At 65.4% G+C, this 19,767-nt stretch carries 17 protein-coding genes; 10 read left to right on the forward strand and 7 right to left on the reverse strand.

The features are described 5' to 3' along the window. Positions 1-8: 8 nt before the first annotated feature. Entirely contained in the window at positions 9-1,403 is a 1,395-nt protein-coding gene (gene pgmG / locus KQ910_RS23015; RefSeq protein ID WP_216965627.1) for a phosphoglucomutase/phosphomannomutase PgmG, read from the forward strand. After that, positions 1,403-1,837, forward strand: coding sequence for a gamma-glutamylcyclotransferase family protein (locus KQ910_RS23020; RefSeq protein WP_216965629.1), 435 nt, complete (start codon positions 1,403-1,405; stop codon positions 1,835-1,837). The genes pgmG and KQ910_RS23020 overlap by 1 nt, the downstream gene beginning before the upstream one ends. Here KQ910_RS23020 and KQ910_RS23025 read toward each other — a convergent pair. Continuing rightward, on the reverse strand, positions 1,806-3,245 hold the full coding sequence (locus KQ910_RS23025; RefSeq protein ID WP_216965631.1) for a D-alanyl-D-alanine carboxypeptidase family protein: 1,440 nt from the start codon (positions 3,243-3,245) through the stop codon (positions 1,806-1,808). The two genes, KQ910_RS23020 and KQ910_RS23025, sit on opposite strands and share 32 nt — an antisense overlap. Before the next feature lie 160 nt (positions 3,246-3,405). On the opposite strand from KQ910_RS23025, the gene KQ910_RS23030 reads away from it, so the two are divergent. The 4 genes from KQ910_RS23030 to KQ910_RS23045 all read left to right on the forward strand — a co-directional run bounded on the left by KQ910_RS23030 (position 3,406) and on the right by KQ910_RS23045 (position 7,146). Continuing rightward, positions 3,406-4,125 carry a hypothetical protein gene (locus tag KQ910_RS23030; RefSeq protein ID WP_216965633.1) on the forward strand — a complete coding sequence of 240 codons (720 nt, stop codon included), beginning with the start codon at positions 3,406-3,408 and terminating at the stop codon, positions 4,123-4,125. Between the two features lie 64 nt (positions 4,126-4,189). Then, a complete protein-coding gene (gene clpS / locus KQ910_RS23035) occupies positions 4,190-4,606 on the forward strand; it encodes an ATP-dependent Clp protease adapter ClpS (protein ID WP_216965634.1) in 417 nt (138 codons plus the stop codon). Positions 4,607-4,648: 42 nt separating this feature from the next. After that, a complete protein-coding gene (clpA, locus tag KQ910_RS23040; protein WP_216965635.1) occupies positions 4,649-6,973 on the forward strand; it encodes an ATP-dependent Clp protease ATP-binding subunit ClpA in 2,325 nt (774 codons plus the stop codon). Then, complete coding sequence (locus tag KQ910_RS23045) at positions 6,973-7,146, forward strand: hypothetical protein (protein WP_216965636.1); 174 nt, start codon at positions 6,973-6,975, stop codon at positions 7,144-7,146. The genes clpA and KQ910_RS23045 overlap by 1 nt, the downstream gene beginning before the upstream one ends. Before the next feature lie 4 nt (positions 7,147-7,150). On the opposite strand, the gene KQ910_RS23050 is transcribed toward KQ910_RS23045, so the two are convergent. The 5 genes from KQ910_RS23050 to KQ910_RS23070 all read right to left on the reverse strand — a co-directional run bounded on the left by KQ910_RS23050 (position 7,151) and on the right by KQ910_RS23070 (position 17,363). Then, positions 7,151-8,329 (reverse strand): GNAT family N-acetyltransferase, encoded by a 1,179-nt coding sequence (locus KQ910_RS23050; RefSeq protein ID WP_216965637.1) that lies wholly within the window; start codon positions 8,327-8,329, stop codon positions 7,151-7,153. Between the two features lie 54 nt (positions 8,330-8,383). Further along, a complete protein-coding gene (locus KQ910_RS23055; RefSeq protein ID WP_216965638.1) occupies positions 8,384-11,497 on the reverse strand; it encodes an efflux RND transporter permease subunit in 3,114 nt (1,037 codons plus the stop codon). 10 nt (positions 11,498-11,507) lie between these two features. After that, a complete protein-coding gene (locus KQ910_RS23060; protein ID WP_216965639.1) occupies positions 11,508-12,638 on the reverse strand; it encodes an efflux RND transporter periplasmic adaptor subunit in 1,131 nt (376 codons plus the stop codon). Next, positions 12,635-13,282, reverse strand: a complete 648-nt coding sequence (locus KQ910_RS23065) for a TetR/AcrR family transcriptional regulator (RefSeq protein ID WP_216965642.1) — start codon at positions 13,280-13,282, stop codon at positions 12,635-12,637. Before KQ910_RS23065 ends, KQ910_RS23060 begins: the two co-directional genes overlap by 4 nt. Positions 13,283-13,667: 385 nt before the next feature. Further along, positions 13,668-17,363, reverse strand: a complete 3,696-nt coding sequence (locus KQ910_RS23070) for a vitamin B12-dependent ribonucleotide reductase (RefSeq protein ID WP_216965644.1) — start codon at positions 17,361-17,363, stop codon at positions 13,668-13,670. Between the two features lie 298 nt (positions 17,364-17,661). Between KQ910_RS23070 and KQ910_RS23075 the strand changes: the two genes are divergently transcribed. From KQ910_RS23075 to KQ910_RS23090, 4 genes are read left to right on the forward strand one after another with little or no spacing between them, the layout of a single operon-like run. After that, positions 17,662-18,012 carry an NADH:ubiquinone oxidoreductase subunit NDUFA12 gene (locus tag KQ910_RS23075; protein ID WP_216965646.1) on the forward strand — a complete coding sequence of 117 codons (351 nt, stop codon included), beginning with the start codon at positions 17,662-17,664 and terminating at the stop codon, positions 18,010-18,012. A 26-nt stretch (positions 18,013-18,038) separates the two neighbouring features. Further along, entirely contained in the window at positions 18,039-18,488 is a 450-nt protein-coding gene (gene mlaD / locus KQ910_RS23080) for an outer membrane lipid asymmetry maintenance protein MlaD (protein WP_216965649.1), read from the forward strand. Then, the gene (locus KQ910_RS23085) at positions 18,488-18,715 is read left to right on the forward strand and encodes a TetR family transcriptional regulator C-terminal domain-containing protein (RefSeq protein ID WP_216965651.1); all 228 of its coding nucleotides are present in this window, start codon (positions 18,488-18,490) and stop codon (positions 18,713-18,715) included. Before mlaD ends, KQ910_RS23085 begins: the two co-directional genes overlap by 1 nt. 2 nt (positions 18,716-18,717) lie before the next feature. Further along, positions 18,718-19,173 carry a DUF2155 domain-containing protein gene (locus KQ910_RS23090; protein WP_216965653.1) on the forward strand — a complete coding sequence of 152 codons (456 nt, stop codon included), beginning with the start codon at positions 18,718-18,720 and terminating at the stop codon, positions 19,171-19,173. Here the strand turns inward: KQ910_RS23090 and aat are convergent. Then, the gene (gene aat / locus KQ910_RS23095) at positions 19,110-19,760 is read right to left on the reverse strand and encodes a leucyl/phenylalanyl-tRNA--protein transferase (protein WP_216965655.1); all 651 of its coding nucleotides are present in this window, start codon (positions 19,758-19,760) and stop codon (positions 19,110-19,112) included. The genes KQ910_RS23090 and aat overlap by 64 nt on opposite strands. Positions 19,761-19,767 lie beyond the last annotated feature (7 nt).

Raw genomic sequence — 19,767 nt, forward strand, 5'->3', positions numbered from 1 at the left:
TCCGTTCCATGAGCCACAAATTCGATCCGAGCATCCTGCGTGAGTACGACATCCGCGGCATCGTGGGTGGCACCGTTCATGCCGCCGATGCCCGTGCAATCGGGCGCACGCTGGGGACGCTCGTGCGGCGCAAGGGCGGCAAGCGCGTGGCGCTCGGATACGACGGCCGCCTGAGCTCACCCGAACTCGCGGCGGCTTGCATCGAGGGGCTGACGGCAGCCGGCATCGACGTGCTGGACATCGGCCTGGCGGCGACGCCGATGCTGTATTTCGCGGTCTACCATCTGGAGGCCGACGGCGGCATCCAGATCACGGGGTCGCACAATCCGCCGGACTACAACGGCTTCAAGATGATGATGGGCAAGAAGTCCTTCTTCGGCGCCGACATCCAGACACTGGGCGCGATGGCCGGCAAGGGCGACTGGGAGACGGGGCAGGGCAAGGTCGAGAAGCGGCCGGTCCTCGCCGACTATGCCGCCCGGCTGCTGCGCGACGTGAAGCCCGGCAAGAAGCTCAAGGTCGCCTGGGATACCGGCAACGGCGCGGTCGGTGTGTCCATCCGCTCCGTCGTGGACAAGCTCGAAGGCGAGCATTTCGTGCTGAACGAGAAGGTCGATGGGACCTTCCCCTCGCATCATCCCGATCCGACGGTTCCGAAGAACCTCGAGCAGCTCATCGCCGAGGTGAAGAAGCAGGGATGCGATCTGGGCATTGCCTTCGACGGCGACGGCGACCGCATCGGTGCCGTCGACGGTCAGGGGCGCATCCTGTGGGGCGACCAGCTTCTCGTCCTGTGGTCGCGCGATGTGCTCAAGACCAATCCGGGGGCCACCATCATCGCCGACGTGAAGGCGAGCCAGGTCCTGTTCGACGAGATCGCCAAGGCCGGCGGCAAGCCGATGATGTTCAAGACCGGTCACTCGCTGATCAAGAGCAAGATGGCCGAGGTCGGCGCACCGCTCGCCGGCGAAATGAGCGGCCACGTCTTCTTCGCCGACACCTTCTACGGGTTCGACGACGCACTCTATTGCGGCCTGCGTCTGCTCAACATCGTCGCCAACTCGAAGGAGAGCCTGGCGGACATGCGCGACGGCCTGCCCCAGCCGGTCAATACGCCCGAGCTCCGCTTCGACTGCCCGGACGACGAGAAGTTCGGCGTCGTGGAGAAGGTGAAGGCGCGCCTGCAGAAGGACGGCGCGAAGTTCTCGGACATCGACGGCGTGCGGGTCAGCACCAAGGACGGCTGGTGGCTCCTGCGCGCGTCGAACACGCAGCCTGTTCTCGTGGCGCGCTGCGAAGCCGCCGACGATGCGGGCCTGGAGCGGTTGATGGCCGATCTCAAGGCGGCGCTTGCGGCCTGCGGCGTCGAACTGCCGGACGACGCCGGCTCCGGCCATCACTGATGCGCTTCTTCTTCTACGGCACGTTGCTCGATCGCGACGTGATGGCGCTGGTCATCGGCCGGCGGTTGCCGCCGCAGGCCTATATCGCGGCGGGCCTGCCCGGCCATGCGCGGCGCCGTGCGAAGAACGCGACCTATCCGATCGTCGTCCCGGCACGGTCCGGCGAAGTGCCGGGAGCGGTCGTGGGCGGCCTCAGCCATCGCGACGTGGCCCGGCTGGCCGCTTATGAGGGGCCGGGCTACCGCATCGCGCCACTCAGGGTGAAGGCCCAGGGGAGGATGACCGAGGTGTCGGTTTTCGAGCCGATCCAGTCCCGGCTGCAGCCCAGCCGCGATCTCTGGGACCTGACCTTATGGCAGTGTCGTCACAAGCGTTCGTTCGTCGAGCGTCTCAGACGAGCCCTCAGCGGGCGCCCGGCGTATTCCACGCCGTGACCTGCAGCGCCGAGCAGTAGATCTTCCGCTTTTCCAGCCGCTTGCAGCCCTCGGTCGCCTGCTCCTGCGACAGGTTGATCAGGCGGGCGCGATGGAAGACGCGATTGGCCATCTGAACTTCGTCGACGATGGCCGAGACCGAGCGGGCGTTCGGAAGAGCCGCCGTCGCGCGCTCGAGCGCAGCCTGAGCCGCCTGCGGCTCGCTGAAGGAACCCACCTGGATGACCCAGCTGCCGAGGGCGGGCGTGTCCGACATTGCAGGCGCCGACGGGGGAGGCGCGGCGGCAAATGCCGTCTGGGCGGCCGGCGGGGCCGCCGGCGCGGGCGGCACGAAGCCGGCATACTTGGGACTGACCTGCTGGGGCGCGGCCTGGGGCGGGCGATAGGCCTCCGCGAAGCTGCTGCCGGGATCGAACTGGGCAGCCGTGTAGCGGGCCGACGGCGGCTTGCGCTGCGAGGTCCAAGGGGAGAGCTGCATGGCGGCGGCCAGGGAGAAGCCGCGATCCATCAGCGCCGCCATCGTCCGGTCGCGCTGGGCGGCGCTGGTGCCGCCCATGACGACGCCGATCAGCCGGCGATTGTCGCGCACAGCCGACATCACCAGGTTGAAGCCGGACGCATTCGTGTAACCGGTCTTCAGGCCGTCGGCGCCTTCGTAGTTGCCGAGCATGCGGTTATGGTTTTCCAGCGTACGCCCGCGATAGGCGTAACTCTGCGCCGAGAAGATCGCATAATAGTGCGGGTAGTCGCGCAGCAGCGCGTTGGCGAGCTTGGACAGGTCGCGCGCCGTCGTAACCTGTTCGCTGTTGGGCAGACCCGAAGCGTTGCGGAACACCGTCGACGTCATGCCGAGCTGGCGCGCCTTCTGCGTCATCAGCCGGGCGAACGCCTCTTCGCTGCCGCCGAGCGCCTCGGCCAGCAGCACCGCGGCATCGTTGGCCGAACGCGTGACCAGCGCCATCGTCGCATCGCGCACGTTCACGGTGCCGCCGGGCGTCATGCCCATCTTGGTCGGCGGGGCATTGAGGGCATTGACCGAGACCTGCAACCCGTCGCCCAGCGACAGCCGGCCCGAGTCCAGGGCCGAGAAGGTGAGGTAGATCGTCATCAGCTTCGTCAGCGAGGCAGGATGGCGAAGCTCGTCGGGGCGGTCCGAGGCCAGTTCACGTCCACTCGTGGCATCCACGATCAGGTAGGATTCGCGGGCGTTGACGCCGGGATTGGGAACCCAGGACGAGGATGTATTGCGCGAAGAGGCCTTGACGCGGGCTTTAGCCGGCGGCGCGGCGCGCTTGACCGACGTCGTCTGGGCATCGACCGGTGCAGGCGTGAGCGATGCGCCGATGAACACGACACCGGCGGCAAACCAGGAGAGGCTGACCGCAATTCGCCTTAAAGGGAAAATCATTGCGAATACGCCACACGCAAAATTCTGATTCTTGTGCTCAGCCAATAGGTTATGAGCAAGTCCTGCTACTTTACTAAAGTTCTTTGGGGTCTGCAACTTTGGACATGCCGCTCTCCCGCCCAAGTTGGACACGATCATGCGGTGTCCATGGGAGACTGCGATGAAGGCTTTTTTTGCGATCCTGGCTGCCACAACCCTGTTCGCCGCAGCACCTGCGTCGGCCCAGCGGCCCGACCGCAACGTCGAAAAGCCGATCGTGCGGAGTTTCCACTGGTTCGACTTCGTCGCAGCCGACGACATCCGGGCCGCCTGCGTCCCGGGCGGCCGCAACCGTCTGCGCCTGATCTACAACGCCCTCTGGGAGGAACAGGTCCGCGCATACGACATTTTCCTGCAGCCCGACGGCACGGCCGGGATGAACATCGGTGTCCTCGAGGGGCAGGGCAACGTCACGACGGGGATCACGAACATGCTGATCTCGAACCCGTCGGATATTTTTGCCCCCTGGAGCATGAAGGGCGGACAACGACTCCTGAGCGCGGACGAGACCCGCGAACTCATCGGGTTGCTGGAGCAGAGCCACGCCTTCGGTCCGCCGCGGGACGGCATGCGGTTGCCGGACAACGATTTCTGGTGGACCGTCGCCTCGTGTCGCAACGGGGTCTGGGGCTTTCAGGCCTACCACTATCCGACCGACGGCTTCGCGAACGTGAAGTTCTCCGCCAAGCTGTTCTCCTGGGACAGGGTGCCGGTCCCGGTCAACCCGCCCCGCAAACTCGAGCCCGCGGAACTGCGCCGCGACATGAACGCCCCCATCCATCGTGCCCGAGCCGACCGCTGGATGCTGGTGGTCGGAAAGGACGGGTTGCGACCGAGGTAGCGGAATCCTTTGGGCTCCCTATATAATTCCAGGAGTGGCTAGGCTTCGGGGTGTGACGAGGACGATGGAATTTCTGCGTAGCGCAGGCGATTGGCGGTCAGGCGGCCCGAACGAGCCGCCGGGAACGCCGCCGGGCGGACCGCCTCAGCAACCGCCGCGGCGTGACGACGGCGAGGGCGGTGACGATGGCCGTACCGGCGCGCTCACGCTCACGCGGACCCGCACCAAGAAGCCCTCCATGTACAAGGTGCTGATGCTGAACGACGACTACACGCCGATGGAGTTCGTGGTCGACGTTCTGCAGAACATCTTCCAGAAGAATCGCGAAGAGGCGACCGAGGTCATGCTTCACGTTCACCAAAAGGGCGTGGGAATCTGCGGTGTCTACACCTACGAGATCGCGGAGACGAAAGTGACCCAGACGGTCGACTATGCCCGCAAGAACCAGCACCCTCTCCAGTGCACCTTGGAGAAAGAGTAACGGCGACCAAGCGTAGTTTGTTTTTCCTGTCGAGGTGGTCCGATGTCCATGTTGTCCAAGAACCTCGAGAAGTCCCTGCATCGCGCCTTCGGGCTGGCAGGCGAGCGTCGGCATGAGTATGCGACGCTGGAGCATCTGTTGCTCGCCATGACGGAGGATGAGGACGCGGTACCCGTTCTCAAGGCCTGCGGGATCGATATCGACCGGCTGCGCCACGATCTGGAAACATTCGTCGACAACCGCCTCAAGGGCATCATCACCCAGAATGCGAGCGAGCCGCTGCCGACCGCCGGATTCCAGCGCGTCGTCCAGCGCGCGGCGGTGCACGTGCAGTCGTCGGGCCGCAATGAGGTGACCGGCGCCAATGTGTTGGTGGCGTTGTTCTCCGAGCGCGACAGCCATGCCGTCTCGTTCCTCGAGAACCAGGGCATGACGCGCCTCGATGCCGTCGACTATATCAGCCATGGCAAGGCCAAGGTGCCGGGCCGCGCGCGCACGCGCCGCGTCACCGGATCCGAGGAGGAAGCGGCGGGCGGCGAGGGCGCGGCCAAGCAGGGCAACGAGGCGCTTGCCGCCTACTGCGTCGACCTCAACCAGAAGGCCCGCGAGGGCCGTGTCGATCCGCTGATCGGCCGCGAGCACGAGGTCGAGCGCACCATCCAGGTCCTGTGCCGCCGTACCAAGAACAACCCGCTCTATGTCGGCGAGCCGGGCGTCGGCAAGACGGCGATCGCCGAAGGTCTTGCCCGCAAGATCGTCGACGGCGAGGTGCCGGAAGTCCTGAAGGAAGCGATCATCTACTCGCTGGACATGGGCGCGCTGCTGGCCGGCACGCGCTATCGCGGCGACTTCGAGGAGCGCCTGAAGGCCGTCCTCGGCGAGCTCAAGAAGAAGCCGAACTCGGTCCTCTTCATCGACGAGATCCACACGATCATCGGCGCCGGCGCGACGTCGGGCGGTTCGATGGATGCCTCGAACCTGCTGAAGCCCTCGCTTCAGTCCGGCGAGCTGCGCTGCATCGGCTCGACGACCTACAAGGAATACCGCAACTACTTCGAGAAGGACCGGGCGCTGGTCCGACGCTTCCAGAAGATCGACGTGCCGGAGCCCACGATCGCCGACGCCGTCGAGATCATGCGCGGTCTCAAGCCGGTCTACGAGAAGCATCATCACGTGACCTTCAGCGACGACGCCATCAAGGCGGCGGTCGAGCTGTCGGCGCGCTACATCCACGACCGCAAGCTGCCGGACAAGGCGATCGACGTGATCGACGAAGTCGGCGCGGCCCAGATGCTGCTGTCGCCCGAGAAGCGCAAGACGATGATCGAGGTGGCCGACATCGAGGACATCGTGGCCAAGATCGCCCGCATCCCGCCGAAGGCCGTCTCCAAGGACGACACCGCGTTGCTGCGGACCATCGACCGCGACCTGAAGACGGTCGTGTTCGGCCAGGATCACGCGATCGACCAGCTCGCCGCGTCGATCAAGCTCGCGCGCGCGGGACTGCGTTCGCCGGAGAAGCCGATCGGAAGCTACCTGCTGGCCGGCCCGACCGGCGTCGGCAAGACCGAGGTGACGCGCCAACTTGCTCGCCTGCTCGGCCTCGAGGTCATCCGCTTCGACATGTCGGAGTACATGGAGCGGCACAGCGTCTCGCGCCTGATCGGCGCCCCGCCGGGCTATGTCGGCTTCGACCAGGGCGGCCTGCTCACCGACAAGGTGAACCAGCATCCGCACTGCGTGGTGCTGTTCGACGAGATCGAGAAGGCGCATCCGGATGTCTTCAATGTCCTGCTGCAGGTGATGGATTACGGCAAGCTTACCGACCACAACGGCCGGACGGTGGACTTCCGCAACGTCATCCTCTGCATGACGACCAATGCCGGCGCCGCCGACATTGCCAAGCCGGCGCTCGGCTTCGGCCGCGAGCAGAGGCACGACGAGGACAACGAGGCGATCAACCGCATGTTCGCGCCGGAGTTCCGCAACCGTCTCGACGCGATCATCAAGTTTGCCAGCCTGGGTCCGGAATCGATGGGCCGGGTGGTCGACAAGTTCGTGGCCGAACTCGAGGTCCAGCTCGCCGACCGCAAGGTCTTCATCGAGCTGACGGACGGCGCACGCCGCTGGCTGGCGGAAAAGGGTTACGACAAGCTGTTCGGCGCCCGACCGCTCGCCCGCGTGATCCAGGAATACGTGAAGAAGCCGCTCGCGGAGGAGGTGCTGTTCGGCAAGCTCTCCGACGGCGGCACGGTTCGCGTCGATGTCGACGGGCCGGCCGATACCGCCAAGCTCGTCTTCACCTACCTGCCGCCTGAGCGCGGTGCGCTGCCGCCGGCGAATCAAGAGCCGGTGCTCGTCGAGTAGTGAGCGCCTTCAAGCCACTCTGGATCGCCTTGCGCGCCGCGGTGCTTGCCACCGCGGTGTTCTGGGTGGCGCTGTTCATCGTCGACAAGATCGGCTGGCAGGCACCACTCGGCTTGACCGAGCAGCTGGTATTCTTCGTCGTTTTCTTCTTCGGGGTGCTGATGGCCAAGTAGGCCGTCAGACCTCGTTCTCTTTCCGGAAGGGCGAGTACTGCATCAGCCCTTCGATCTCCTGCTCGACGGCCCGGCGTTCGCGCTTCAGGTACTCGTCGACGGCATGACGGAAGCTTGCATCCACGATCCAGTGCGCCGAATAGGTCGGCACCGGCAGGTAGCCGCGCTGGATCTTGTGGTCTCCCTGCGCGCCGGCCTCGACGCGCTGCAGCCCGTGGGTGATGGCGTAGTCGATGGCCTGGTAGTAGCAGGCCTCGAAATGCAGGAAGGCGTGGCTCTCCAGGCAGCCCCAGTAGCGGCCGTAGAGCGTGTCGTCGCCCTTGAGGTTCAGCGCCCCGCCGACCGGGCGGCCGTCGGCTTCGGCCATCACCAGCACGACCTTGTCGGCCATGGTCGCGCCCAGGATGTCGAAAAAGGCGCGCGTCAGGTAGGGCGTGCCCCACTTGCGGCCACCGGTGTCCATGTAGAAAGCGAAGAAGGCATCCCAGTGCTCGGGGCGGATCTCGTCGCCGGTCAGCGTGTGGATCGCGATGTCGGCGCGCTTCACGGACTCACGCTCCTTGCGGATCGCCTTGCGCTTGCGTGACGACAGGGCCGCCAGGAAATCGTCGAAGGTGCGATAGCCCTCGTTGCTCCAGTGATACTGCTGGCCGAGTCGCAGCAGCCAGCCGCGCTCGCCGAAGCGCTTCCACTCGTCCTCTGTACAGAAGGTGGCGTGGACCGAGCTGATGTTGTTGTCGCCGGCGATCTTGGCCAGCATGTCGATCAGCGCATCGCGCACGGCATCGGCCAGCGGACCGGGCCGGGCGAACAGGCGGGGGCCGGGAACCGGCGTGAAGGGCACGGCGACCTGGAGCTTGGGGTAATAGCGACCGCCCGCGCGCTCCAGCGCCTGAGCCCAGCCATGGTCGAACACATACTCGCCCTGTGAGTGGCTCTTTACATAGACCGGCGCGGCGCCCTGCAGCGTGCCGTCGTCGGACTCCGCCAGCAGGTATTGCGGCTGCCAGCCGGTGCGCCGCCCGACCGATTTCGAATCCTCCAGCGCCTTCAGGAAGCGATGGCTGAGGAATGGATTGCCCGCCGATCCCGGGGCGAGGGCGCAGGCATCCCATTGGTCTGCGTCGACCGCGGCGAGCGAATCAACGACGCGCAGACCGACCGTCGGGGTGTCATCCGGCATGTCCCCAGCATAGCGCAAATCATGCCAGTACGATGATTATTCGCTCCTGAGATTCTACTCGGCAGGCTTGTGCGTGCGGGCGACCTCGTCTGGCGAACGGCTGAAGCGCGCCTTGGCCCAGAGGCTCAGCCGGTCGATATAGACCAGCACGACCGGCACCACGACCAGGGTCAGCAGCGTCGAGCTGATCAGGCCGCCGATGACGGCATGCGCCATCGGTGCGCGCTGGGTGGCGCCTTCGCCCAGGCCCAGCGCCAGCGGCATCATGCCGAACACCATGGCCAGCGTGGTCATCAGGATGGGCCGCAGGCGGATCGAGCCGGCCTCGAGTAGGGCCTCGTTGACCGGCGTGCCGCGCTCGCGGGACTGATTGAAGAAGTCGACCAGCAGGATGGCGTTCTTGGTGACCAGGCCCATCAGCATGATGAAGCCGATGGCCGAGAAGATGTTCAGCGTCGTGCCGGCGATCAGCAAGCCGAGGAATACACCGATCAGCGACATCGGCAGCGACATCATGATGGCGATCGGCTGCAGGAAGCTGCCGAACTGCGACGCGAGGATCAGGTAGATCAGGATGACGGCCATCAGCAGCGCCTGGCCGGCATAGGCGGCGCTCTCGGCGATGTCCTTGGTCGAGCCGCCGAACACGAAGCGGTAGCCGGGCGGCAACTTGATCTCGGTCAGGATCTTCTGCAGGTCACCCGAAACCTCGCCGGCCGACCGGCCATGGACGTTGGCGGTGATCTGGACCTCGCGATTGAGGTCGCGGCGGTTGATCTGCGAGGCGCCCACATCGGTCACGACATCGGCGATCTGCGCGATATGGACCATGCGCGGCAGGCCATTGGGCTCCGTGCCGGCGGTGAACCAGACGCGATGCAGGTCCGCGACGCCGGTGCGGTCTTCGGTCGGCAGGCGGACCATGACCATGTAGTTCTCGCCGTCGGGCGCCCGCCACAGGCTGGTCTCATCGCCGGCGAAAAGGGGACGCAGCGACTGCGCAACGGCAGCGCTTCCAAGGCCGAGGTCGGACGCTGCGTCGCGGCGCAGGCGCACTGACAGGATCGGCTTGGCGGCCTTGAGGTTACGGTCGAGGTCGACCACGCCGCGGATGGCGGCGGCCCGCTTCATGACGTCCTGTGAGAGGGCGTCGAGCGTGTTGGTGTCGGGACCCTGCAGCGAAAGCTGGAGCTGTTTCTGGATGCCGCCGCCCGGCCCGCCGGGGATGTTGATGGAGACGAGGATGCCGGGAATGTTGGCCAGGCGCTCGCGGATCGGCTGGGCAAGCTGATCGGGGGAGCGCTTGCGGTCCTTCAGCGGCTTAAGCTTGAGATAGAGGCTGCCCTGGTTCTTGCCGTTGGCGTAGCCGGTGTTGACCGTGCCGTAGGTGTAATCGATCTCCGGAAACTCGCGCAGCGCGGCGTCGACCTGGCGCAGCTTGGCCTCGGTATATTCCAGCGAGGAGCCGACCGGCGTCTCGATGCTCACGACCTGTTCGCCGAGATCGGCCTGCGGTACGAACTCGAAGCCGATGTACTTCGGCAGCGCGAAGCTGCCGACGAAAGTGCCCAGCGCGATCAGCAGGGTGAATTTGGGCCAGCGCAGCGCCCAGCCCAGGACCACGCGATAGACGCCGTTGGCCTTCTCCTGCGCGCCGTTGACGATGCGGGCGAAGCGGCCATTGCCGTGGGCCTGCGGATCGTACCAGACCGACGACAGCATCGGGTCGAGGGTGAAGGACACGAACAGCGAGATCAGCACGGCGGCCGAGACCATCACGCCGAACTGGAAGAAGAACCGGCCGATGATGCCGCCCATGAAGGCCACCGGCAGGAACACCGCCACGATGCAGAAGGTGGTGGCGAGGACGGCCAGGCCGATCTCGTTGGTGCCGTCGATGGCGGCCTGGCGGTGCGTCTTGCCGAAGCCGATGTGGCGCATGATGTTCTCGCGCACCACGATGGCGTCGTCGATCAGGATGCCGATCGCGAGGCTGAGCGCCATCAGGGTCAGCACGTTGAGCGTGAAGCCGAAGGCGGCCATCACCATGAACGCACCGAACACCGAGATCGGCAAGGCGAGGCCGGTGATGACGGTGCTGCGCCATGAATGCAGGAACAGGAAGACGATGGCGATGGTCAGCAGACCGCCCTCGACCATCGTCTGCTGGACGTTGTTGACCGAGTTCTGGATGCCGCGCGAGCTGTCGCGGACGATTTCCAGCTTCACGTCGGCGGGCAGGGACGATTGCAGCTCGGCCACGGCGCGACGGACGCCGCGCGCCACCTCGATCGTGTTGGATCCCTGGGTCTTGACCACGTCGATGGCGAGCGCCCGCTCGCCGTTCAGCATGGCGACGTTCTCCAGCTCCTGCTGGCCGTCGACCACGTTTGCTACCTGGCGCAGATAGACGGGGGCCTGGCCGCGGCGGGCCACGATCAGGTCGGCGAAATCGCCCGGCTCGGCGACGCGGCCCGTGACCTCGATGACGCGGTCGTCGTTGCCGCGCTGGACGTTGCCGGCGGGGAAGTTCTGGTTCTCGTCCTTGATTGCCCGCATTATGTCGTTCACGCCGACGCGAAGAGCGTGCATGCGACCGGGATCGAGTTCGATGTTGATCTGGCGCTTGAGGCCGCCGGCGATGGTTGCCCGGCCGACGTCGCGCACAGTCTGCAGGCGCTTGATGATGATCTGGTCGGCCAACGTCGTCAGGTCGCGAACCGAACGGACGTCGGAGCGTACCGCGATCGACACGATCGGCTGGTCGTCCGGATTGAATCGCTGGATCAGCGGTTCCTTGATCTCGGGCCGGAAGGACGCCCGGACCATCTGGACCTTCTCGCGGACGTCCTGCATCGCGACAGCCGAGGGCACCGACAGCTCGAACTCGGCGATGACGATCGACCGGCCCTCGAGCGAGCGCGAGGTCAGCGTCTTGAGGCCGGCGATGGCGTTGACCGATTCCTCGATCTTGCGGCTGATCTCGCTCTCGACCGTTTCCGGCGACGCGCCGGGATAGTCGGTCGTGACCACGACGATGGGGAAATCGACGTTGGGGAACTGGTCGATGCCGAGTTGGCGGTAGGAGAACAGGCCCATCACGAGCAACGCCACCATCATCATGGTGGCGAAGACCGGATTGTCGACCGCGATCTGGGTGAGCTTCATGGTCGGCGTCCTAGCGGGTCTCGACGATCTTGACCGGTTGCCCGGCCTTCAGGCCGGGCAGGGGAGCGGAGACCACCGTCATGCCCGATTCCAGGCCTTTCACCTCGACCAGTTCGCCGCGCGACCAGGTGCGCACGGCTCCGACCGGCTTGCGTACCAGCACGCCGTTCTCGACCACCAGGACATAGTCGCCCTGGTCGTCCTTGCGCATCGCCGACGCGGGCACCGCCAGGGCGTGGCCCTTCTCCTGCACGGTGACGCTGCCGGTGCCGAACAGGCCGCCGCGTAGCGCCTCGTGGCGGTCGGTGATCTCGACATAGACGGGGATCGAGCGCGAGCCGGCCTGAGTGGTCGGGCTGATGCGGGTGATCTTGCCGCTGAAGATACGGTCGCCAAAGCCTTCGAGCGTCACGTTGGCGACCTGCCCGACCTTCATGCGGATCACGTCGGCTGCCGGCATCTGGGCCGCGATCTCGACGTGACTGGTGTCGAGCAGCGCCAGGATCTTGCCGTCGATCGGCAGAGACTCGCCCTGGTTGGCAATGCGCTCGCCGACCACGCCGTCGAAAGGCGCCTTCACCTCGGCATCCGCCAGGTTCTTCCGGGCGACATCGAGCTGGGCCTCGCCGACGGCCACCATGGAGGCGCGGTTCTCGGCGGTGGCGCGCGCCTGGTCGGCGGCGGACTGCGAGACGATGTTGCGATTGGCGAGCGTCTCCTTGTCGGATCGGTCGCGGGCGGTCCAGCGGGCATCGGCGCGCGCGGCCTCGAGCGCCGACTGCCGCTCGTTCAACTTGGCCTGCAGCTCGGTCGTTTCGAATCGCGCCAGCACCTGGCCCTCCGTGACACGGTCGCCCTCGCGGACGAGCACCTCGGCAAGCCGGCCCGCGACACGGCCCTTGACGATGGTCTGGTCGATCGGCTGGGTGGTGCCGGTGAAACGGACGACGTCGAGAAGGCCGCGCGGCTTGATCGTGTGGACTTCGGCGGGGATCAGCTCGAGGGCGCGTTCCGGCGCCTTCGCGACGGTGGCGCCATTGCCGGCGGGCGGCGATAGCTTGCCGCTCTTCCAGGCGAACGCGCCGCCACCCAGCGCCAGCACCGCAACGACGGCGACGAGTATCTTGCCCTTGGTCTTCATGACCGTAGTCCTTTGATAACGAAATCGAGGTAGGCGGCGTAGTACTGGTCGCTGTCGACCTTGCCGGGATCGAAAGGCGCCAGCGAACGCTTCCATACGGAGAACATGGCGAGCGGCTGGACGACGATGATGGCCGTGGCCTCGAGGTCGGCGAGGGGGCGGAACTCGCCATTGTCTACGCCACGGCGAAGCGTGCGGGCGAAGAGATCGCGGCCGCGTACGTCGAAGCTCGTGCAGTAGAAGCGCGCCACGTCGGGGAAGTTGCCGGCCTCCGCCAGGATCAGCTTCACGACGCCGCCGGCCGGGCTTTCCTCGAAGGCGCGGAAGCCGGCGACCAGCTGGCGCAGCAGCTCCTCGCTCGTGCCCTCGAACTGGTCGATCATCTCGGTCGCCACGGCCAGGGGACCGGCGATGGCTTCGGTGATGACCGCCTTGAAGAGCTCTTCCTTGTTCTTGAAGTAGAGGTAGGGGAGGCCCTTGCTGACCGAGGCGGCCTTGGCGACATCTTCCAGCTTGGTCGCCGCGAAGCCGCGCGTAACGAACAGATCCAGCGCTGCCCGGGCGATCTCGGAGGCGCGATCCTCCGGCCGCCGAACTCGGCCTGGAGCGGCAGGAGCCGTATTGACTGACCGGTCAGTATCCATGATCCGCCATGTAATGCGGAACCCGGACAGCTTCAAGCCGGAAAGAAAAAAGTCCGGCAGACCTGAGGTCGCCGGACGCTTTGGTAGTTTCGCCTTTCCGCCTCCATGAACGAAGGCGTCGGATCGGCTTGATGCTCGTCTTCTATAATGTGGCCTCCGGTGGGGCCCCCAGAAGGGGGCACCCACACGGAAGCCGAAAGGCGTTGGTTAGAGGGGTCAAAGTGAACTTTGACCTACGCCCTTTCCTGATTACTGCTTCTTCTTCTTAGCAGCCTTCTTCTTCGCAGCCTTTTTCTTAGCAGCCATAACTGTCTCCTATGGTTAGCTATGAGGTCCCCAACCGTGAGGCCCCCCGGGGTACGCTGGTACGCTACGCCACGCATGCTCAACTGCAGCCAGTGGTGCCGCCGCAGGTCGTGCATTTGAGGCACGTCCCGTTGCGGACCATGGTGAAGTTGCCGCACTCCGGACAGGCATCCCCTTCGAATCCCTTGAGCTTTGCCACGAGGGCTTGTCCCAGGGAGGAAGGAGAGGCTTCTCCGACCGCGACGCCGACGGCGGCCGCCTTGGCGATGTGCGCCGAAGCGACGGCTGGTCCGTCCGTCAGTCCGTTGGGCAGGGCGGCGCCGACGATCGCTTCATGGGCGATCGCGGCATTGCCGGCGGTCCTGCCGTTCAACACGTAGAGATTGCTGCGCATATAGCCGACGCTGGCGATACGGCTCACGGCCGCCGCCGCGGCATGCGCGGCATCCGTACCGGGCATGGGAAGCTCGCCCTGGACTTCGCCGCGGCCGACGCCGTCCGGACGAAGGTCCGCCTGTTCGACATGCGCGAGGTCGTTGCGCCCGAGATAGGAGATAGCGAGCTCGCGGAAGATATAGTCGAGCACCGAGGTCGACATCTTGATCGCGTCGTTGCCCTCGACCATTCCCGACGGCTCGAAGCGCGTGAACGTGTAGGCCTCCACGAACTCCTCGAGCGGCACCCCGTACTGCAGGCCGATCGAAATCGCGATGGCGAAGTTGTTCATCAGGCTGCGGAACGCCGCGCCTTCCTTGTGCATGTCGACGAAGATCTCGCCGACACGGCCGTCTTCGTACTCGCCGGTCCGCAGGTAGACCTTGTGACCGCCTACGTTGGCCTTCTGAGTGTAGCCCTTGCGGCGCTGCGGCAGCCGCTCGCGGCCGGCGCGGACCTCGCGTTCCACAATGCGCTCGACGATCCGTTCGGCAATGACCGGCACGCGCGCAGCGGGAGGAAGGTCGGCCAGATCGTCATTGGCCGCGATGTCGTCGCCAAGGGCCATGGCAGACAGCGGCTGCGACAGCTTGGAGCCGTCACGATAGAGAGCGTTTGCTTTCAAGCCGAGCTTCCAGGACATCTCGTAGGCCTTGCGGCAATCCTCAACCGTAGCTGCGTTTGGCATGTTGACGGTCTTGGAGATGGCGCCCGATACGAAGGGTTGTGCTGCAGCCATCATGCGTATGTGACTCTCTGCAGACAAGCAGCGCTTGCCATCTCGTCCACAGGGATTCGCACAATCGAACACAGAAAGATGTTCGCGCTTGAGGTCGGGAGCGCTCTCGATACTCATCGTGCCGCACGCATGGATGTTCGCGGCGGCGATGTCACCGCGTGAGAATCCGAGACGGGAGAGAATGTCGAGCTTCGGATCGACGAGCGTTTCGTCGTCGAGGCCGAGCGCCTCGCGGCAGAAAACTTCGCCCAGTGTGTAGCGCGAGAAGGCAAACCGGATGTCGAAGGCCGTGCCGATGGCCTGGTCGACCCGCTCGAGGGTCGCGGCGTCGAAACCGCGCGACGACAGGCTTTCGTGGTTGATGGCGGGGGCCGATGCGAGCGAACCGTGCCCGACGGCATGGTCGACGATGCGCCGGATCGCCGGCTCGTCATAGCCCAGGGTGCGCAGCGCCAGCGGGACAGTCTGGTTGATGATCTTGAAATAGCCGCCGCCGGCCAGCTTCTTGAACTTCACCAGGGCGAAATCCGGCTCGATGCCAGTCGTATCGCAGTCCATCACCAGGCCGATCGTGCCGGTGGGAGCAATGACGGAGACCTGTGCGTTGCGATAGCCGTGACGTTCGCCCAGCGCCAGTGCACGGTCCCAGACGCGGCGGGCCGCTGCGATGAGCCTCGAATCGCTGCAGTTGGCGGCGTCCAGGGCCTGCGGGGCGATGGACAGGCCCTCATAGGCCTCGCCCGATCCGAAAGCCGCGCGACGATGGTTGCGGATCACCCGCAGCATGGGTTCGCGGTTGGCGGCGAAGCCCGGGAACGCGCCCATCAGGCCCGCCATCTCGGCGGACGTCGCGTAGGCGGTGCCGGTCATGATGGCGGTGAGGGCGCCCGCGATCGCGCGGCCCTGGGCGCTGTCGTAGCCGAGGCCCGAAGCCATCAGCAGCGCACCGAGATTGGCGTAACCGAGACCCAGAGTACGGTACTGGTAGGAGAGCTCTGCGATCCGGCGCGAGGGGTACTGCGCCATCATCACCGAGATCTCGAGCACGACGCTCCAGAGACGGCTGGCATGCTCCAGCGCCTCGACGTCGATCGAGCCGTCGGCCCGCCGGAACCGCATGAGGTTCAGCGAGGCGAGATTGCACGCCGTGTCGTCGAGGAACATGTACTCCGAGCACGGGTTCGAGGCGTTGATGCGCCCCGACTCCGGGCAGGTATGCCAGTCGTTGATCGTGGTGTCGTACTGCACGCCCGGATCGGCGGAATTCCAGGCGGCCTCGGCGACCTGATCCCAGAGGAGGCGAGCGCCGATCGTCCTGCAAACCTTGCCTGTCGTCCGCTCGGTCAGTGCCCATTGCCGGTCTTCCTCGACCGCACGCAGGAAGGCGTCCGTGACCCGCACGGAGTTGTTGGCATTCTGTCCGGAAACCGAGGCGTAGGCTTCCGACTCCCAATCCGTGTCGAAGGTCGGGAATTCGATGTGCCTGTAGCCCTGGCGCGCGAACTGGATGACGCGCTGGATGTAGTTCTCCGGCAGTTCGGCCTGACGGGCGGCCACGATCTCGCGCCGCAGCTTCGGGTTCCGGCGTGGATCGAACGCGGCATCGCCCTCGTCCTCGCCCTCGAGGCAGGCCTGCATCACCGCGTTGAGATGGCGGTTGGCGAGCTTCGACCCCGCGACCAGCGCGGCGACCTTCTGTTCCTCCAGCGACTTCCAGGAGATGAAGTCCTCGATGTCGGGATGGTCGATGTCGACGGTCACCATCTTTGCGGCGCGACGGGTGGTGCCGCCCGACTTGATGGCGCCGGCCGCCCGATCGCCGATCTTCAGGAAAGACATCAAGCCGGAGGAGGAGCCGCCGCCGGAAAGCCTTTCGCCCGCGCCGCGGACCTTGGAAAAATTCGAACCGGTGCCGGACCCGTACTTGAAAAGGCGCGCCTCGCGGATCCACAGATCCATGATGCCGCCTTCATTCACCAGATCGTCGGATACACTCTGGATGAAGCAGGCGTGCGGCTGCGGGCGCTCGTAGGCAGACGCGGATGGATGGGCCCGGCCGTCCTCGTGATCGACGAACCAGTGGCCCTGGCCCGGACCGTCGATACCGTAAGCCCAGTGCAGGCCGGTGTTGAACCATTGCGGCGAATTGGGCGCGCAGATCTGGGCTGCGAGCATGAAGCACTGCTCGTCGTAGAAGGAGCGAGCATCTTCCTCGCTGTCGAAGTAGCCGCCCTTCCATCCCCAATACGCCCAGGCGCCGGCCATGCGATGGAAAACCTGACGCGCGCTGGTCTCGCCGCCGAAGCGCTCCGCTTCGGGCAGCGCTGTCAGCGCGGCTTCGTCTGGAACGGACCGCCACAGGAATTCCGGCAGGTCGTCGTCGCGTACGCGGATCAGGCGGGCGGGAACCCCGGCGCGGCGGAAGTATTTCTGGGCAAGCACGTCGGAAGCGACCTGGGACCAATCGGCCGGTACGTCGACGTTCTTCAGCTGAAAGACGATCGAGCCGTCGGGGTTGCGAATTTCCGAGTCGGCAGCACGAAACGCCATTCCCGCGAATGGCGATTTTCCTGCTTGTGTGTACCGACGCTCGAAGCGCATCGACGATCCCCCGTGCCCTTTCCCGCTTTTTGGTTCCCTGTCGCGGGGGCTGTTCGATCAATGTCGAACACGCACATATGGGCACGCGATGATAGTAAATTACAAAATCTTGTGTGCGCAACTATATTTTGTAGACCACCATGTTGATGATACTAGATGATGCAAGAGCGCAACAGATCGTCAAATCGCTCGGTCGTCGCGGCTTCGAGCGACAGGAGTCGAGCGTCGTTCGCGTCGCGTTGCACGCGATGGAGCGCCCGCGTACAAGCGGCGCAGTCACTTTAAACGTGGTTGGTTCATGATCATCGGCACCTGGCTCTTCACCAAGATGCGCGGCGAACTCGTCGGCACGGATGCTGAGGGCAACCGCTACTTCCAGGACAAGCGCATCGTCCCCGGTACGCGTCGCAAGCGCTGGGTGATGTACAACGGCGTCGCGGAAGCATCGCGCATTCCGCCCGAATGGCACGGTTGGCTGCATTACATGCTGGCCGAGCCGCCGCCCGCCGGTGGCCTGCCGCGCATGGCCTGGCAGAAGGATCATCAGCCCAACCTCACGGGCACGGTTCATGCCTACCGGCCTCCGGGTCACACGCTGTCCGCGGGCGAGAAGCCCAAGCGTTCCTATGAGGCGTGGCGTCCAGGCTGACGCTGCAGGCAGCGGGGGAGACGCGCGTGGGCCGCAATATTGTCGAGACGATCGTGGGCGCGCTGGTGCTGGTGGTGGCCGGCCTGTTCGTCTTCTACGCTTTCTCGAAATCGGATCGGACCGGACCTGACGGCTACGAACTCGTGGCTCGCTTCGGCCGCATCGACGGATTGAAGCGCGGCGCGGACGTGACGCTGAGCGGCGTCAAGGTGGGCAGCGTCACCGGCTTCAGTCTCGATCCCAAGACCTATCAGGCAGTGGTGCGCCTCGCAGTGGCGGCGAACGTCAATCTGCCGGCCGACACACACGCCAAGATCGTGAGCGAGTCGCTGCTGGGAGGCATGGTCGTCGTGCTGGAGCCGGGCAACGACAAGCAGATGCTGAAGAGTGGCGGGGAGATCGAGCATACCCAGGATTCGATACCGCTCACGGAACTGATCGCCAAATTCATGTTCGGCAGCACGGGAAGTAAGTGATGGGCACCCAGTCCCCGAAGGAGCCGCCGGTCTGGCGACAGCCGGACGGCAAGCCTGTGTCGTGCCTCGAAAAGATCAAAGTCCTGAACCAGAACATCCAGGAGATCGAAACCCTCTGCGCCGATGCGCTGGAGGACGGAGTCCTGATGGGATGCGATGCGACTCAGATCAAGCAGGCGCTTCACGAATTGATCGACGGGTTGACGACACCCCACGCGAAGGGGTGAGCATGCGAGCGCTGCTCGTTGTCGCCGTTCTGGCGACCTGTATCGGTGCGGCGTCGGCGCAAACGCCCCAGCAGCAGCAACAGCCACCGCGTCCCGGCAACGCCAACCTGCGACCCGTGCCAGACGGCCCCGGTATCCGGTCGGCGGAGTTGCAGGGCCTCGACAAGGTGACGGCTAGAACCCAGCGCTTCTATGTGCCGGTCGGCAAGTCGACGCGCTTCGGCACGCTCGAGATCACCGTGGGCGATTGTCTGGTGAACGTGCCGGAAGCTCCGCCGGAATCGGTGGCCTATCTCACCATCGTCGATCACAAGCCGGGGCAAGCGGAGGAAAGGCTTTTCTCCGGCTGGATGTTCGCTTCGACGCCGTCCCTGTCGGCGCTCGACCACGGCGTTTACGATGTGCGCGTGCTCTCCTGCACGATGGCGCAGGGATCTTCGCCGCCCAGCTCCCGCTGAAACGTTGCCGGCCGGTCGATCGCGTCGGCCAGCAGCGTCTTGAAGGAATCGCGCGGGATCTCGACCGCCCCGAAGCTGCGCAGGTGCTCGGTCATGAACTGGCAGTCGAGCAGCTTGAACCCACCGCGGATCAGTCGCGCCACCAGATGGACGAGAGCCACCTTCGAGGCGTCGCGCTCGCGGCTGAACATGCTTTCGCCGAAGAAGGCGGCGCCCACGGAGACGCCGTACAGGCCGCCGACCAGCCTTCCGTCGACGCGGCATTCCAGACTGTGGGCGTGGCCGCGCGCATGAAGTTCCGAGTAGAGCGCGACGATGGGCTCGTTGATCCAGCTCTCGGGATGGCCGGGCCGCGGCTCGGCGCAGGCGCGCACCGTCTCCGCGAAGGCCGTGTCGGCTGAAACCTCGAATTGGCCGCTGCGCACGGTGCGCGCGAGCCGATGCGACAAATGAAACCCGTCGAGCGGCAGTACCGCACGCATCCGCGGATCGAGCCAGTAGAGCTTTGGATCGTCGCGGCTTTCCCCCATGGGAAAGACGCCGATACGGTACGCCTGGAGCAGGAGGTCGGGCGTGATCTCCAGCATCGGGGCG

The organism is Reyranella humidisoli (assembly GCF_019039055.1).
Classification (GTDB): domain Bacteria; phylum Pseudomonadota; class Alphaproteobacteria; order Reyranellales; family Reyranellaceae; genus Reyranella; species Reyranella humidisoli.

Bases quoted from the DNA above. Each gene is read 5' to 3' on its own strand.
- pgmG (WP_216965627.1), top strand. From the start codon at position 9: ATGAGCCACAAATTCGATCCGAGCATCCTGCGTGAGTACGACATCCGC.
- KQ910_RS23020 (WP_216965629.1), top strand. From the start codon at position 1,403: ATGCGCTTCTTCTTCTACGGCACGTTGCTCGATCGCGACGTGATGGCG.
- KQ910_RS23025 (WP_216965631.1), bottom strand. From the start codon at position 3,245: ATGATTTTCCCTTTAAGGCGAATTGCGGTCAGCCTCTCCTGGTTTGCC.
- KQ910_RS23030 (WP_216965633.1), top strand. From the start codon at position 3,406: ATGAAGGCTTTTTTTGCGATCCTGGCTGCCACAACCCTGTTCGCCGCA.
- clpS (WP_216965634.1), top strand. From the start codon at position 4,190: ATGGAATTTCTGCGTAGCGCAGGCGATTGGCGGTCAGGCGGCCCGAAC.
- clpA (WP_216965635.1), top strand. From the start codon at position 4,649: ATGTCCATGTTGTCCAAGAACCTCGAGAAGTCCCTGCATCGCGCCTTC.
- KQ910_RS23050 (WP_216965637.1), bottom strand. From the start codon at position 8,329: ATGCCGGATGACACCCCGACGGTCGGTCTGCGCGTCGTTGATTCGCTC.
- KQ910_RS23055 (WP_216965638.1), bottom strand. From the start codon at position 11,497: ATGAAGCTCACCCAGATCGCGGTCGACAATCCGGTCTTCGCCACCATG.
- KQ910_RS23060 (WP_216965639.1), bottom strand. From the start codon at position 12,638: ATGAAGACCAAGGGCAAGATACTCGTCGCCGTCGTTGCGGTGCTGGCG.
- KQ910_RS23065 (WP_216965642.1), bottom strand. From the start codon at position 13,282: ATGGATACTGACCGGTCAGTCAATACGGCTCCTGCCGCTCCAGGCCGA.
- KQ910_RS23070 (WP_216965644.1), bottom strand. From the start codon at position 17,363: ATGCGCTTCGAGCGTCGGTACACACAAGCAGGAAAATCGCCATTCGCG.
- KQ910_RS23075 (WP_216965646.1), top strand. From the start codon at position 17,662: ATGATCATCGGCACCTGGCTCTTCACCAAGATGCGCGGCGAACTCGTC.
- KQ910_RS23085 (WP_216965651.1), top strand. From the start codon at position 18,488: ATGGGCACCCAGTCCCCGAAGGAGCCGCCGGTCTGGCGACAGCCGGAC.
- KQ910_RS23090 (WP_216965653.1), top strand. From the start codon at position 18,718: ATGCGAGCGCTGCTCGTTGTCGCCGTTCTGGCGACCTGTATCGGTGCG.
- aat (WP_216965655.1), bottom strand. From the start codon at position 19,760: ATGCTGGAGATCACGCCCGACCTCCTGCTCCAGGCGTACCGTATCGGC.